Consider the following 14107-nt stretch of genomic DNA (forward strand, 5'->3'; position numbering starts at 1 on the left):
AGGACTGGTCCGTCTCCGCCGACGTCTGGTCCGTCACCTCCTGGAACGAACTCCGCCGCGACGGCCTCGCCGCCGAAGAGGAAGCCTTCCTCAACCCCGAACAGCCCGCCCGGGTCCCGTTCGTCACCCGGCAGCTTGAGGGTGCCACCGGCCCTGTCGTCGCAGTCTCGGACTACATGAAGGCCGTCCCGGACCAGATCCGGCAGTTCGTTCCGAATGAATACGCCACCCTGGGCGCCGACGGCTTCGGCTTCTCGGACACCCGCGCCGCAGCCCGCCGCTACTTCAAGAACGACACCCACTCCATCGTGGTGCGCGCCCTTGAGATGCTGGCGCGCCGTGGCGAAGTGGATGCTCAGGCTCCGGTCAAGGCCATCGAGAAGTACCGCCTGCACAACGTGAATGCCGGAACCACCGGCAACGCCGGAGGCGAGGCGTAGCCTCTCCCCCCGGCCAGCAGCAGCGACGGCGGCTCCCACCGAAAGGCCGGGGGCCGCCGTCGTCCGTTGCGCGGGGGGCCGCCGAACGTGTGATGCATGACAAACCGGATTGTAGCCTTCTCACAAATGGAGGTTGCCCCCGGCTGCCCGTATGCTCAAAGCATGCCAGCACCTGCCACCCCGTCCGCGAAGCGCAAACCGGCCCAGCCGGCGGTCACTCCGGAGAAGTCGGAAACCCTCAAGAAGCTGCGTGCCAATGTGGGGCAGCTGTCCACCACCACCATGCGCGAGCTGGAAAAGTCGCTGCCCTGGTACAGCCGGCTGAGCTCGGACGAACGGTCGGCGCTGGGGATGGTGGCCCAGAACGGCATTGCGGCATTCGTCACCTGGTACGAGCGGCCGAGCTCGCCGTCGTGGATCCTCACCGACGTTTTCGGCACCGCTCCCACGGAGCTGACGCGCTCCATCAGCCTGCAGAAAGCGCTGCAGCTGATCAGGATCGTGGTGGAAGTGGTGGAGGACCAGGTTCCCGTCATCGCGCCGGAGGCTGACCAGCCGTCCCTTCGCGAAGCCGTGCTGCGCTATTCGCGGGAGGTGGCGTTTGCCGCCGCGGACGTCTACGCCCGCGCCGCCGAGTCCCGCGGCTCGTGGGACACCCGGCTTGAAGCCCTGATCGTGGATGCCATCCTGCGGGGCGAGAACACCGACGCGCTGCGGTCGAGGATCGCTGCGCTGGGCTGGAAAGCGCAGGAACGCTTCACGGTCATGGTGGGCAATTCCCCCTCGGAGCCGAGCGCCAGCTACGTCAGCGAGCTGCGGCGCATGGCCGGCCGGTATGCCGAGGATGCGCTGGTAGGCATCCAGGGCGACCGGCTGATCCTGATCCTGGGGGGCGTCCAGGACCGGGAAACCGCCTACGTCAAACTCAGCGACATGTTCGCCCCCGGCCCGGTTGTGTACGGTCCCGAGGCGGGATCGCTGCTTGAGGCCAGCGGCTCAGCGCAGTCCGCTTTTGCCGGCCTGACCGCCGCGAAGGCATGGCCTTCCGCCCCGCGGCCCGTGGCCGCAGACGATCTGCTTCCCGAGCGCGTCATCTCCGGTGACGACGCCGCACGCCGCTCCCTGGTCAAGAACATTTACCGGCCCCTGCTGGCGGCATCCAACGGCCTGGTGGAAACCCTTGGCACCTACCTGGAACTGGGCCATTCGCTGGAAGCCACGGCCCGGGAACTCTTTGTCCATGCCAACACGGTCAGGTACAGGCTCAAGCGCGTTTGCGACGTCACGGGCTGGGATCCGCTCCTTCCGCGGGAAGCTTTTGTCCTGCAGGCAGCCCTGGTGGTGGGCCGTCTTTCGGCCCCTCCCAAAGCCGCCACGGAACGTCAGCCGTCACGGACCCAGTCCTGAACCGTTGTAGACTTCCTACAACCTGACCCCGTGAGCTTGGTGCGGACAAACACCGCTGGATCACGAAGTAATTTGGAAAGCTGGTTACGTGCTTGCAATAGTCTGCCCTGGACAGGGCTCACAAACCCCGGGTTTCCTGGCCCCCTGGCTGGAACTGCCCCCGGTGGCAGGCCAACTGGCCTCCCTGAGCGACATCGCCGGTATCGACCTGATCGCTCACGGAACCACCTCCGACGAGGAAACCATCAAGGACACTGCCGTGGCGCAGCCCCTGATCGTTGCCGCCGGCCTCGTGGCTGCGGCCTCCCTCTTCGACGTCGAACTCAACTCGCTGCCCGTCATCCTGGCCGGCCACTCGGTGGGTGAAATCACCGCCTCCGCCCTGGCCGGCGTCCTGACCGAGCAGGAAGCCATGACGTTCGTCCGCGAGCGGGCCAACAGCATGGCGGCCGCAGCCTCCGCCACCCCCACCGGCATGAGCGCCGTGGTGGGCGGTGACCCTGCCGAGGTCCTGGCCGCCATCGAGTCGTCCGGCGCCGCTCCCGCCAACGTCAATGGCGCGGGCCAGACCGTGGCGGCGGGAACTTTCGAGCAGCTGAAAGCCCTCGCGGACAACCCGCCTGCCAAGGCCCGGGTCATTCCGCTCAAGGTTGCGGGCGCCTTCCACACCAGCCACATGTCCCCTGCGGTCAGCACCCTGAAGGCCCTTGAGCCGCAGCTGAAGCCGCAGGCGCCGGCCGTTCCCCTGCTGTCCAACTACGACGGCGGTGAAGTCACCGACGGCCCCGCCGCCGTCGAAAGCCTGATCGCACAGGTTTCACGCCCGGTGCGCTGGGACCTGTGCATGGAGACCCTGGTCCAGCGCGGCGTGACCGGAGTTATCGAGCTGGCTCCCGCCGGCACCCTTGCAGGCCTGGCTAAGCGCGGCATGCCCGGCGTCAAGACCGTTGCGGTGAAGACCCCCGATGACCTCTCTGCCGCCCTGGCGCTCTTTGCAGAACTGGAGGGCAACGCATGAGCGTTCCCACGCTGAAACAGGCTCCCCTCCAGGAGCACACGCGCATCCTCGGCCTAGGCGCCTACCGGCCGGACGTCATCGTGACCAATGAGGACGTGTGCCAGTGGATCGACTCCTCTGACGAGTGGATCCGCCAGCGGACGGGAATCGTCACGCGCCACCGTGCCAAGGCGGATGTGAGCGTCATTGACATGGCCGAGGGCGCTGCCCGTGAGGCGATGGAAAAGGCCGGGATCCAGGCTTCGGACCTCGGCGCCGTCATCGTTTCGACGGTGACCCACCCCTACGCCACTCCTTCCGCCGCGGCCAGCCTGGCTGACCGCCTGGGAGCCACGCCGGCACCCGCCTTCGATATTTCCGCGGCATGCGCCGGCTACTGCTACGGCATTGCCCAGGGTGACGCCCTGGTGCGGTCCGGAACGGCCAAGTACGTCCTGGTGGTCGGCGCGGAGAAGCTCTCCGACGTCATCGACAACCGTGAACGCACCATCTCCTTCCTGCTCGGCGACGGTGCAGGCGCCGTCGTCATCGGCCCCTCCGAGACCCCGGGCATCGCGCCCTCGGTCTGGGGCTCGGACGGCAGCAAGTGGGACGCGATCGGCATGACACGCTCCATGCTGGATGTCCGGGACCTGGGCATGGCAGCCCGCCAGTCAGATTCCACCGGTGACCTGGCCCTCCTGGAGGAAGCCCAGGAACTGTACCCCACGCTGCGCCAGGACGGCCAGACCGTCTTCCGCTGGGCCGTCTGGGAAATGGCCAAGGTGGCACAGCAGGCCCTTGAAGCCGCAGGCGTCGTGGCCGAAGACCTGGTGGCCTTCATCCCGCACCAGGCCAACATGCGCATCATCGATGAGATGGTGAAGAAGCTGAAGCTGCCGGAGACGGTTACAGTGGCACGGGACATTGCCGATGCCGGCAACACGTCCGCTGCATCCATCCCGCTGGCAACGCACCGGCTGCTGCAGGAAAACCCGGAGCTCAGCGGCGGGCTGGCCCTGCAGATCGGCTTCGGCGCCGGGCTGGTCTTCGGCGCACAGGTAGTTGTCCTTCCCTAGGAACGTCCCAAGGGGCCGCACCCGCGGCCTGAACCATTTCCGGCAGCCCCTGCCGGCAATACAAGAAAAGGAGCCATCAATGGCTAGCAACGAAGAGATCCTGGCCGGCCTGGCTGAAATCGTCAACGAGGAAACCGGCCTGGCCACTGAGGCTGTGGAGCTGGACAAGTCCTTCACCGAGGACCTGGACATCGACTCCATCTCCATGATGACCATCGTGGTGAACGCCGAAGAGAAGTTCGGCGTGCGCATCCCGGACGAAGAGGTCAAGAACCTCAAGACCGTTGGCGACGCCGTCAGCTTCATCGCCGGAGCCCAGGCCTAGTCCAGGGCTTCGCCGTCTGGCTTGGCAGGGCTGCCGGTCCGGATGACCGGACCGGCAGCCCTGCTGCATTTTCTCCACCCGGCCTGTGCCGGCCATCAACACGCGGGACCCTCCGGGAGACGGAGACGGATTCCCACCGAGGAAAGAGTGATCCCATGACACGCAAAGTAGTCATTACCGGTCTGGGCGCCACCACGCCCATCGGCGGCGACGTTCCCACCATGTGGAGCAACGCGCTCAAGGGGGTCTCCGGTGCCCGCACCCTGGAGGATGACTGGGTTGCCAAGTACGAGCTTCCCGTCCATTTTGCTGCACGCTGCAGCACCCCCGCCGTTGACGTGCTCAGCCGCGTCGAAGCCAAGCGGATGGACCCCTCCACCCAGTTCGGCGTCATCGCCGCCCGCGAGGCGTGGGCAGACTCCGGCATCACCGAATTCGACAAGGACCGCCTGGCTGTCGCCTTCGCCACCGGCATCGGCGGCGTATGGACGCTGCTGGACGCATGGGACACCCTGAAGGAAAAGGGCCCCCGCCGGGTCCTTCCCATGACCGTTCCCATGCTGATGCCCAACGGTGTTGCCGCAGCCGTCAGCCTGGACCTCGGCGCCCGGGCCGGCGCCCACACGCCGGTGTCCGCCTGCGCCTCCGGCACCGAAGCCATGCAGCTCGGCCTGGACCTGATCCGCTCCGGCAAGGCGGACGTGGTGATGTGCGGCGGCGCCGAGGCAGCCATCCACCCGATGCCCCTGGCCGCGTTCGCCTCCATGCAGGCGCTGTCCCGGCGCAACGACGAGCCCGAGCGCGCGTCACGGCCCTACGACACCGCCCGTGACGGCTTCGTCATGGGCGAGGGCGCAGGCGCCCTGGTCCTTGAAGCCGAGGAGCACGCCCTGGCCCGCGGCGCACGGATCTACGGCGAACTCGCCGGCACGTCCGTCACCGCCGATGCCTACCACATCACCGCCCCGGACCCCGAGGGCCTGGGCGCCACCCGCGCACTCAAGGCCGCGATGTTCGACGGCCGGATCCAGCCGGAGGACGTGGTCCACGTCAACGCCCACGCCACCTCCACCCCAGTTGGCGACAAGCCCGAGTACACCGCCCTGCGCGCCGCCCTGGGCAACCACGTGGACAACGTGGCGGTCTCCGCCACGAAGTCGCAGATGGGCCACCTGCTGGGCGCTTCCGGTGCCGTTGAAGCCGTCCTCACCGTCCTTGCGGTTTACGACCGCAAGGCGCCGGTGACCATCAACCTCGAAAACCAGGACCCGGAGATCCCGCTCGACGTTGTGACCTCCGCGCGTGAGCTGCCTGCCGGGAACATCGTGGCGCTCAGCAACTCGTTCGGTTTCGGCGGCCACAACGCCGTCGTTGCCGTCCGCAGCGTCTGACACCACCCCGGGTCTTGCCCGGAACACGAGGAGGCCCCGCCGGTTGGCGGGGCCTCCTCTTTTGCTATGGAGTGGTATTCGGGTCCGGGAAACCGGAATGGGGTACGACGTCGGTCAGCCCACCTGGTGGAGCCAGCGCACGGGAGCGCCTTCCGCGGCGTGCCGGAAGGGTTCGAGCTCCTCGTCCCAGGCTTCACCGAGGGCAAGGGAGAGTTCGTGGTAGACGGCAGCGGGGTCCCCGGCTCCGGACTCGTAGGCGTAGCGGATGCGGTCCTCGGACACCATGATGTTGCCGTGCACGTCCGTCACGGCGTGGAAAATCCCCAGCTCAGGCGTATGCGACCACCGCCCGCCGTCCACTCCCTGGCTCGGCTCCTCCGTCACTTCGAAACGGAGGTGCGCCCAGCCGCGCAGTGAGGACGCCAATTTAGCCCCGGTGCCGGGCGTCCCGGTCCAGGACAGCTCGGCACGGAACATTCCGGGCGCGGCAGGCTGAGGGGTCCACTCAAGGTCCGTGCGCTTGTCAACGACGGAACCGATAGCCCACTCAACATGAGGGCACAGGGCCGTAGGGGCCGAGTGAACGAAAAGCACACCGCGGGTCATTGCAACAGACATTCCATCCTCCATAGCTCTAGGTACGTCTTCCCCAACGACCTCTGCCTGGATGGAACCACTGTGCCCTGCCTGCGGAACTCCCTGCCTGGTTATTCAGATATGAATGCTGTGTCCGGACTTGCCGCACCGCCTTCAGCCCAAGGGGCTTCAAGCGGTACTTGAAAGTTGCCGGACGTGACTCTTATTGTGCCGTACCCTGCAGAATTACGCCAGTGCGATTAGCCTTCCGGAACTCAGGCCCGCGGGTGGGCCTGCTGGTAGCTTTTGCGCAGCCGGTCCACCGAAACATGTGTGTAGATTTGCGTCGTGGCCAGGCTGCTGTGGCCCAGGATCTCCTGCACCGCCCGCAGGTCGGCGCCGCCGTCCAGCAGGTGGGTAGCGGCGGAGTGGCGCAGGGCGTGGGGCCCCGAAGCCGAGGTATCCCCCAGCGCCTCCAGGAGCCGGTTGACAAGCTCCCGCACCTGCCGCTGGTCCACCCTGCCGCCGCGGGCGCCCAGGAACAGGGCGGGGCCGCTGTTCTCCCGGGCAAGCAGGGGCCGTCCACGGCGGAGCCAGTCATCCACCGCCATCGCGGCGGGAACGCCGTAGGGAACGGTCCGCTCCTTGTTGCCTTTGCCCAGCACCCGCAGTGTGCGCCGGTCCGGGTCCAGGTCATCGATGTCCAGCCCGGCAAGTTCCCCCACCCGCACGCCGGTGGCGTAGAGGAGTTCCACGATGGCGCGGTTGCGGACGGCCAGGGGCGCGCCGTCGGCCGCACTTTGCTCCAGCTGGCCCAATAGCCGGGTCAGCTGCGAACTCTGCAGGACACCGGGCAGGGACCGTTCCCGCTTGGGCGCCTTCAGCCGCAGGGCAGGATCCGCGGCGATCCGTTCTTCTCGCAAAGCCCACGCGGTGAAAGACCTTACCGTGGCCGACCGCCGGACCAGGGTTGCGCGGGCGGCGCCGGACTGGCTCTGGACACCCAGCCAGCGGCGGAGCATGCCCAGTTCGAGATCCGCAAGCACGGAGGCACCTTCGGATGCGGCATGCGCCAGGAGGCTGCGGACGTCGCCCAGGTAGGCGCGCCGCGTGTGGGCCGACACCGCACGCTCTCCGGACAGGTAGCCGGCGAACGCGTCCAGGGCGTCGCTGAGTCCCCGTGGCAGTTCTTCATTTTCCACTCCCTTACTGTCTCAGTTCCTGGTGCCGTACTGCAGGCTGACACGGTAACCGTCACCACTTTGTCTCCAGTGGCCGCTGCGCATCAGACGGAAGCCTTGCCTCGCTTCCAGCCGCCCCGTTCGGAGACGGCCAGGCCGAGCAGTCCGAGCCGACCCAGGCCCGCGCGCACCGACTCCTGCCCCAGCCCCGCCACGGCCGAGAGCTTTTCGACCGAGGTGCTGGAGCGCAGCGGCAGCGCATCGAGCAGGATCAGGTCCTCAAGGGTCAGCCCGTCCTGGACCTGGGCACTGCCCTGCCGCTGTTCGGGCAGCGCACTGCCGCTCGGGGATGCCAGTTCGGCAACTTCTGCGGCGTCGGTAACGCAAACTGCTCCCCCGTCCCGCAGCAGGCGGTGGCATCCTGCGGAATTCGCGCTGTGCACCGATCCGGGTACAGCACCGACCGCACGGCCGAGGGTTTCGGCGTGATGGGCGGTGTTCAGCGCTCCAGAGCGCCAGCGCGCCTCAACGACGACGGTGACGGCGGACAGTGCCGCAATCAGCCGGTTGCGCTGCAGGAACCGGTAGCGCGTGGGGGCTGACCCCGGGGGCACCTCCGCGAGGACAGCACCCTGGTTGCAGACAGCCCTCAGAAGGTCCTCATTGCCAGACGGATAGAACCTGTCCACGCCTCCTGCCATGACTGCGATGGTGGGAACAGCACCGGCTCCACCGGCGAGCGCTGCCCGGTGTGCATGGGCGTCGATCCCGTAGGCACCGCCGGACACCACGGTAAATCCGCGCTGGGCCAGCGAGTAGGCGAAGTCCCCCGTCACCGAGGCCCCGTAGCTGGTGCTGTCCCGGGACCCTACCAGCGCGACGCTGGTGTCCACCGCTGGCAGGGGCTGCTCCTGGCCGCGCCACCAGAGGCAGAGCGGCTCCTGGATCCCGAGGTCTGCCAACTGGCCCGGCCATAGCTCGTCGGACGGGATGATGAGCCGTCCGCCCAGGCGGGCCATGGTTGCGAGGTCCCGCTCCGGAGCCAGGTCAGGGATCCTTGGCTGCCACCGCTTGAGCGCAGCCGCCATGCCGGCCCAGCTGCTGGCGGCTCCGCTGTCCGCAAGGAGTGCCGTAATTTCGCGTTCCAGTTCCGGCCCTGCCTTTAACTCGCCGGTAGCGATGCCAAGGGCATCCACGGATCCCGCCACCTGGACGAGCGCAAGCCCGGCGGCGTCCTGTGGCTCCATCAGACGTGACAGTGCGGCGCGGGCCAGGCGGTCCCTATCCAGCGCTGCTTCCATCATGCCGCCACCGCCGCGGCCTGCCGCAGACCGAGCGCCTGTCCGACGTCGTCGGTGTCCGGCTTGTCCCGGTGGCCCAGATCCGCGAGCGTCCAGGCCAGGCGCAACACGCGGTCATAACCACGTGCGGTCAGGATGCCCCGCTCCAGGGAATGGTCCAGGATCCGGGTTGCCGCCGGGGCCAGCCGCAGTTCACCGCGCAGGATGCGGCCCGGCACCTGGGAGTTGGTCTCCAGCCCGAAGGGCTGCAGCCGCTCCGACTGGCGGAAGCGGGCATCCCGCACGCGTCCGGCTACGGCTGCCGAGTCCTCCTCGGCCCCGGACTGCCCGAACTCGGCAAGCGATACGCGTTCGACCTGCAGCTGGATGTCCACCCGGTCGAGCAGCGGCCCGGACATCCTGGCCAGGTACCGGCGGCGCATCATGGGTGTGCAGGTGCACTCGAGCCCCTTCCCGGAGGCCTTGCCGCAGGGGCAGGGATTGGCTGCGAGTACCAGCTGGAAGCGCGCAGGATAAGCCGCGGTCCCAGCCGATCTGTGGATGACCAGTTCACCGCTTTCCAGCGGCTGCCTCAGCGCGTCCAGGACCCGCCGCTCGTATTCGGGTGCCTCGTCCAGAAAGAGCACTCCGCGGTGGGCCCGGGAGGCTGCCCCGGGCCGCGGCAGCCCGGAACCTCCGCCGATGATGGCGGCGGCCGTTGCTGAATGGTGGGGGCTTTCGAAGGGCGGCCGCCGAAGCAGCTGGACCGTGGAGGAGGGAAGTCCGCAGAGGGAGTGGATGGCGGTGACCTCCATGGACTCATGGTCGCCAAGGTCCGGCAGCAGGCCGGGCAGCCGTTCGGCCAGCATCGTTTTGCCGGCGCCGGGCGGGCCGGTCAGCAGCAGGTGGTGGGCACCGGCTGCTGCTACCTCCAGGGCACGGCGGGCGTCGCCCTGTCCGGACACATCAGCCATGTCAGGGGAGGACCCGGCCGTGGCGGAGGGGTCATTGCCACTGTCCTGGTCCTCGGGTTCGAAGTCGAGGGCGAGTTCCTGGGGATCTGCCCCGAAGTCCAGTGCCAGCCGGGCAAGTGTGCGGTAGCCCCGCACATGTGCCCCCGGAACAAGGGTGGCCTCGGCGAGGTTCGCCTGCGCCACCACGATGTCAGGAAATCCTGCCTTTACCGAGGCCATGACCGCAGGAAGAATTCCGCGGACCGGCCGGAGCCGGCCGTCGAGTCCCAGCTCTGCAATGAAGACCGTCCGGCCAGTGGGCCGGATGTCGTTGGCGGCGCGGAGCACGGCCATGGTTACGGCCAGGTCGAAGCCGGAACCGCGCTTGGGCAGCGACGCCGGAATCAGGTTGGCAGTGATCTTCCTGCGGCTGAGCGGGATTCCGGAGTTCCTGGCCGCGGACCTGATCCGCTCCCGTGCTTCGTTAAGTGAAGCATCGGGCAGCCCAAGGATGATGAAGGCCGGCAGGGTCTGTCCAATGTCGGCCTCGACCTCAACCATGTACCCGTTCAGGCCCAGCAGTGCGATGGAATATGTACGGCCCAGTGCCATCACCCCACCCCCTTGAGGTGTTCCACCGTGGGCTGCCCTCCGCCGTCATCAACGACGGCAATCACGTCGACCCGCCGCAGCGGCATCCGCAATTCCCGGTCGCGGCACCATGCCGAGCCGAGACGGTGCAGCCGGGCAAGCTTTTCCGGCCCCACCGCTTCAAACGGATGGCCGTAGTCAAGGGAACGCCGTGTTTTGACTTCGGCGATCACCAGGGCGTCGCCGTCCAGGGCAACGATGTCGATTTCGCCCTCGGGGCAGCGCCAGTTGCGTTCCACCACCAGCATGCCCAGCGACTCCAGGTAACCGGCCGCGAGTTCCTCGCCGCGCCGGCCCAGCAGGTCTTTCGATCTCATGTTTCTACCTCCGTTAACCAGCCTGGGGCTGCGGAAGCAGTGGCGGACAGCACAGCCCGCCGTATGTGCATACGGCGGGCTGTGAAGGGAAAGTGGCGCGGCGGCCCCGGAGCTAGTTGCCCAGGTCCACGTCCTTCGGCATGGCCAACTCTTCATTGCGCGGAAGTTCTTCCACGTTGACGTCCTTGAAGGTGAGGACCCGGACGCTCTTGACGAACCGGGCGGAGCGGTACACGTCCCACACCCAGGCGTCCTGCAGTGTCAGGTCGAAGTAGACCTCACCATCTGCGCTGCGGGCCTGCAGATCCACGTGGTTGGCCAGGTAGAAGCGCCGTTCGGTCTCGACTACATAGCTGAACAGTCCGACGACGTCGCGGTATTCACGGTAGAGCTGGAGCTCCATGTCGGTTTCGTAGTTTTCAAGATCCTCAGCACTCATGCTTCCATCTTGCACCATGTCCGCCGTTGCGGCGCCCGGGCGGAGCAGGGATCAGCCCGCGGCGGATCCCTGCGGGCCGGACAGTTCATCGACGGAGAGTTCATCGACGGCACATTCCTCGTCAGTCACATCACCGTCCGCGGCTTCCCCGTCCCGGAGCTCCCCGCCGAGCAGGTTCCAGCTCACACGGTGGTAGGGGCTTGGGCCGGCAGCGCGCAGCTTGTCACGGTGCAGCGCCGTGGCGTAACCCTTGTTGATGTCCCAGCCAAAGTCCGGGTACTCGGCGTGCAGTTCCCGCATGGCCCTGTCCCGTTCCACCTTGGCGATAACACTCGCCGCCGCGACACTCAGGCATTGCATGTCGGCCTTGATTTTGGTGTGCACCGGGGCCTGGCAGCCAGCTTCAAGGGCAACAGGCTCAAAGAAGGACGGCTGCTCCGCCGGGGAAAGCCAGTTGTGGTTGCCGTCCAAAAGCACGAGGTCGGGTGTGATCCCCGCCGCGAGGACGGCGTTCCAGGCCCGGGTTCCCGCCAGGCGCAGCGCGGCCATGATGCCGAACTCATCAATTTCCCGGGCGCTGGCATGGCCCACCGCCGAGGCGACGCTCCAGCGGCGGACCAGGGGATCGAGGCGTTCCCGTTCCGCCGGCGGCAGGAGCTTGCTGTCCCGCACCCCTGCAAGGCTGCGTTGGCGTTCCAGGTCGACGACGGCGATGCCAACGCTGACCGGCCCGGCCAGCGCCCCGCGGCCCACCTCGTCCATTCCCGCAAGGAAACGAACCCCCTGGGCCTTGAAGGTCCGCTCGTGCCGTAGCGTGGGTGCCTTGGCACGGCCGGCGGACACTTTCGTGGAGCCGGAACGGCTGCGGGCTGGAGCGGCCTTTGCCGGGTCAGCTTTGACTGCCGGGGACATATCAGGGAGCGGCCGGTACGTTCCGGAACACGTCCGGATAGTTGTGAAGGCTGGTTATCCGGTTCAGCGGCCACGCGATGACGGCCGCCTTGCCCTCGAGATCGTCAAGGTCGATGAATCCGCCGTCGGAATCCATATGCGCCCTCGAATCGGCGGAATGGTTCCGGTTGTCACCCATCACCCACACCTTTCCTTCGGGAACCACCACGTCGAAGTTCTGGACCTGCGGGACCTCGGCAGGGTTGACGTAGGGCTCGTCCACGGCAGTGCCGTTAATGGTCAGTTTACCGCCGGCGTCGCAGCAGGCCACGTGGTCGCCGGGCAGGCCGATGACCCTTTTGACGAGGTGCTGCTCGGAACCGTCCGGCAGCAGCCCTACGAACGTCAGCCCGTCCTGCACCCAGGTGAACGGCCCTTGTTCCTTCTCCTCAACCGGAGGGAGCCAGCCCTTGGTGTCGCGGAAGACCACAATGTCTCCGCGGCTGAGCGAGAAAGGCTCCGGCACCAGGAGGTTGACGAAGATGCGGTCGTCGATATCCAGGGTGTTCACCATGGACTCGGACGGGATGAAAAAAGCCCGGAAAAGGAAGGTCTTGATGAGGAAGGACAGCACGACGGCGATCACCACCACCGTGGCGACCTCCTTCAGCCATGCGAAGACCGGGCTGCCCACAGGTTTTGCGGCTGCCTTTGCAGCGGACCGGCTTTCCGCCGTTGCCGGAGCCGGCGTCTCCCCACCGGGGACGGCCCCGGCGGCGGCCTGGCCGGCCGAAGTATCAGAGGCGCCGTCGGGGCGCGGTTCCGGTGTCCGCGCGTGGTTCTCGGGCATCTACTGTCCGTTCTCTGTTATTGGTTCCGCCGCGTACGGGCGGGGTACTGGAGCAAATCTATCAAGGGGCCAGATGATCTGGACCGGGCGCCCGATAACGCGTTCCATCGGCACCATGCCGCCACCGGGAGCACCCAGCAGGCTCCGGGAATCGGCGGACAGCGAGCGGTGGTCTCCCATCAGCCACAGCCGCCCCTCGGGGATCACCGCGGTGAACTTCTGCGTGCTGGGGGCGTCGCCGCTGAAAACGTAGGGTTCTTCCAGCGCCTCGCCGTTCACCGTGATTTTTCCTGCCGCGTCGCAGCAGACCACGGTGTCGCCGGGGAGCCCGATGACGCGTTTGACGTAGGTGGTGTCGCTGCCGGCGAGGCCAAGCCACTGGGTGACGCCGGCTGCGGCATCCATGATTGGGCCCCTGCCGCTGCTGAGCGGCGCGAACGTACCCCTGCCGTCGAACACCACGACGTCGCCCCGGCGGATGGGTTCTGCCTCGAAGTCAGTCCGGGACACCAGGATCCGGTCGCCGCCTTCCAGCAGGGGCTCCATGGATTCGGACGGGATGAAGTAGACGTCGATCCAGAGTGACCGCACCACGCCGCTGACGGCGACGGCAAGGAGCAGTGCCACAAACACAAAACGCCAGCCCATTTTTGTGGGCTGGCGTTTTGTCTGGTCCATGGTCCGTATCCTGGCGCTGGTGCTGATTGGCTCCGGCGCTGGCCGGATACGGCTGCGGCCCAGCCTGCGTATGTCCGAAAAGGACTTACTTGGCGGCGCTGAAGTCGCGCTTTTCCTTGATCTTTGCAGCCTTACCGCGCAGTGCACGCATGTAGTAAAGCTTGGCGCGGCGGACGTCGCCCTTGGTGACAACCTCGATCTTTTCGATGATCGGGGAGTGTACCGGGAAGGTACGCTCAACGCCGACACCGAAGGAGACCTTGCGGACCGTGAAGGTCTCGCGGACGCCGTCACCCTGGCGGCCCAGGACGAAGCCCTGGAATACCTGGACGCGGGAGTTCTTGCCTTCGATGATGTTCACGTGAACCTTGAGGGTGTCACCCGCGCGGAATTCGGGAACATCGGTGCGCAGCGAAGCTGCATCTACGGAATCGAGAATATGCATGATTGCACTCCTGGTGAACGCCACAGGTCATTCACTTTGGGTCACGGCAGCAGAGCCTGGCGCAGATAGCGCCGGAAATGCTGTCGAAAGCTAAGTAGTCCGGCCACCCCAATTGTTGACGGGGCCGGTTGTCAGGCTGTTGGCTTCGCTCCCCCTGTGGCAGGCGCTGGCCCAGCAGACACAAGGACTAATTTTGCCACAGCAGCG

16 protein-coding genes are annotated in these 14107 nt (G+C 66.9%); 6 read left to right on the plus strand and 10 right to left on the minus strand.

The window, feature by feature from the left end:
• From AC5RT3_RS09685 to fabF, 6 genes are all read left to right on the plus strand, one after another.
• Positions 1–440: transketolase-like TK C-terminal-containing protein (locus AC5RT3_RS09685; RefSeq protein ID WP_494124046.1), on the plus strand; the 440-nt coding region annotated here is incomplete at its 5' end.
• A gap of 162 nt (positions 441–602) precedes the next feature.
• Complete coding sequence (locus tag AC5RT3_RS09690; protein ID WP_494050668.1) at positions 603–1847, plus strand: PucR family transcriptional regulator; 1245 nt, start codon at positions 603–605, stop codon at positions 1845–1847.
• A gap of 88 nt (positions 1848–1935) precedes the next feature.
• Complete coding sequence (locus tag AC5RT3_RS09695; RefSeq protein WP_494050669.1) at positions 1936–2865, plus strand: ACP S-malonyltransferase; 930 nt, start codon at positions 1936–1938, stop codon at positions 2863–2865.
• Positions 2862–3923, plus strand: coding sequence for a beta-ketoacyl-ACP synthase III (locus tag AC5RT3_RS09700; protein WP_494050670.1), 1062 nt, complete (start codon positions 2862–2864; stop codon positions 3921–3923). The genes AC5RT3_RS09695 and AC5RT3_RS09700 overlap by 4 nt, the downstream gene beginning before the upstream one ends.
• A gap of 79 nt (positions 3924–4002) precedes the next feature.
• Positions 4003–4248, plus strand: a complete 246-nt coding sequence (locus tag AC5RT3_RS09705) for an acyl carrier protein (RefSeq protein WP_426996092.1) — start codon at positions 4003–4005, stop codon at positions 4246–4248.
• Positions 4249–4403: 155 nt separating this feature from the next.
• On the plus strand, positions 4404–5639 hold the full coding sequence (gene fabF / locus AC5RT3_RS09710; RefSeq protein ID WP_494124047.1) for a beta-ketoacyl-ACP synthase II: 1236 nt from the start codon (positions 4404–4406) through the stop codon (positions 5637–5639).
• A 114-nt stretch (positions 5640–5753) separates the two neighbouring features.
• Here the strand turns inward: fabF and AC5RT3_RS09715 are convergent, their stop codons facing one another.
• The 10 genes from AC5RT3_RS09715 to rplS all read right to left on the minus strand — a co-directional run bounded on the left by AC5RT3_RS09715 (position 5754) and on the right by rplS (position 13900).
• Positions 5754–6257 carry a DUF3145 domain-containing protein gene (locus AC5RT3_RS09715; protein WP_009359312.1) on the minus strand — a complete coding sequence of 168 codons (504 nt, stop codon included), beginning with the start codon at positions 6255–6257 and terminating at the stop codon, positions 5754–5756.
• Between the two features lie 233 nt (positions 6258–6490).
• The gene (locus tag AC5RT3_RS09720; protein ID WP_494050672.1) at positions 6491–7417 is read right to left on the minus strand and encodes a tyrosine recombinase XerC; all 927 of its coding nucleotides are present in this window, start codon (positions 7415–7417) and stop codon (positions 6491–6493) included.
• 83 nt (positions 7418–7500) lie between these two features.
• Positions 7501–8700 (minus strand): DNA-processing protein DprA, encoded by a 1200-nt coding sequence (gene dprA, locus AC5RT3_RS09725; protein ID WP_494050673.1) that lies wholly within the window; start codon positions 8698–8700, stop codon positions 7501–7503.
• Positions 8697–10241: a YifB family Mg chelatase-like AAA ATPase gene (locus tag AC5RT3_RS09730; RefSeq protein ID WP_494050674.1), complete on the minus strand. Its 1545-nt coding sequence runs from the start codon at positions 10239–10241 to the stop codon at positions 8697–8699. Before AC5RT3_RS09730 ends, dprA begins: the two co-directional genes overlap by 4 nt.
• Positions 10241–10597 carry a YraN family protein gene (locus AC5RT3_RS09735; RefSeq protein WP_494008540.1) on the minus strand — a complete coding sequence of 119 codons (357 nt, stop codon included), beginning with the start codon at positions 10595–10597 and terminating at the stop codon, positions 10241–10243. The genes AC5RT3_RS09730 and AC5RT3_RS09735 overlap by 1 nt, the downstream gene beginning before the upstream one ends.
• A gap of 112 nt (positions 10598–10709) precedes the next feature.
• Positions 10710–11036: a DUF2469 domain-containing protein gene (locus AC5RT3_RS09740; protein ID WP_009359307.1), complete on the minus strand. Its 327-nt coding sequence runs from the start codon at positions 11034–11036 to the stop codon at positions 10710–10712.
• Between the two features lie 51 nt (positions 11037–11087).
• On the minus strand, positions 11088–11948 hold the full coding sequence (gene rnhB, locus AC5RT3_RS09745) for a ribonuclease HII (RefSeq protein WP_494008541.1): 861 nt from the start codon (positions 11946–11948) through the stop codon (positions 11088–11090).
• A 1-nt stretch (position 11949) separates the two neighbouring features.
• Positions 11950–12777: a signal peptidase I gene (lepB, locus tag AC5RT3_RS09750; RefSeq protein ID WP_494008542.1), complete on the minus strand. Its 828-nt coding sequence runs from the start codon at positions 12775–12777 to the stop codon at positions 11950–11952.
• Complete coding sequence (lepB, locus tag AC5RT3_RS09755; protein ID WP_494050675.1) at positions 12778–13455, minus strand: signal peptidase I; 678 nt, start codon at positions 13453–13455, stop codon at positions 12778–12780.
• 85 nt (positions 13456–13540) lie between these two features.
• Positions 13541–13900 (minus strand): 50S ribosomal protein L19, encoded by a 360-nt coding sequence (rplS, locus tag AC5RT3_RS09760; RefSeq protein ID WP_133346430.1) that lies wholly within the window; start codon positions 13898–13900, stop codon positions 13541–13543.
• Between the last annotated feature and the right edge of the window lie 207 nt (positions 13901–14107).

The sequence above is a fragment of the Arthrobacter sp. Y3221159 genome (genome assembly GCF_059089885.1).

Bases quoted from the DNA above. Each gene is read 5' to 3' on its own strand.
- AC5RT3_RS09715 (WP_009359312.1), bottom strand. From the start codon at position 6,257: ATGTCTGTTGCAATGACCCGCGGTGTGCTTTTCGTTCACTCGGCCCCT.
- AC5RT3_RS09740 (WP_009359307.1), bottom strand. From the start codon at position 11,036: ATGAGTGCTGAGGATCTTGAAAACTACGAAACCGACATGGAGCTCCAG.
- lepB (WP_494050675.1), bottom strand. From the start codon at position 13,455: ATGGACCAGACAAAACGCCAGCCCACAAAAATGGGCTGGCGTTTTGTG.
- lepB (WP_494008542.1), bottom strand. From the start codon at position 12,777: ATGCCCGAGAACCACGCGCGGACACCGGAACCGCGCCCCGACGGCGCC.
- AC5RT3_RS09690 (WP_494050668.1), top strand. From the start codon at position 603: ATGCCAGCACCTGCCACCCCGTCCGCGAAGCGCAAACCGGCCCAGCCG.
- rnhB (WP_494008541.1), bottom strand. From the start codon at position 11,948: ATGTCCCCGGCAGTCAAAGCTGACCCGGCAAAGGCCGCTCCAGCCCGC.
- AC5RT3_RS09705 (WP_426996092.1), top strand. From the start codon at position 4,003: ATGGCTAGCAACGAAGAGATCCTGGCCGGCCTGGCTGAAATCGTCAAC.
- dprA (WP_494050673.1), bottom strand. From the start codon at position 8,700: ATGATGGAAGCAGCGCTGGATAGGGACCGCCTGGCCCGCGCCGCACTG.
- rplS (WP_133346430.1), bottom strand. From the start codon at position 13,900: ATGCATATTCTCGATTCCGTAGATGCAGCTTCGCTGCGCACCGATGTT.
- AC5RT3_RS09730 (WP_494050674.1), bottom strand. From the start codon at position 10,241: ATGGCACTGGGCCGTACATATTCCATCGCACTGCTGGGCCTGAACGGG.
- AC5RT3_RS09735 (WP_494008540.1), bottom strand. From the start codon at position 10,597: ATGAGATCGAAAGACCTGCTGGGCCGGCGCGGCGAGGAACTCGCGGCC.
- fabF (WP_494124047.1), top strand. From the start codon at position 4,404: ATGACACGCAAAGTAGTCATTACCGGTCTGGGCGCCACCACGCCCATC.
- AC5RT3_RS09700 (WP_494050670.1), top strand. From the start codon at position 2,862: ATGAGCGTTCCCACGCTGAAACAGGCTCCCCTCCAGGAGCACACGCGC.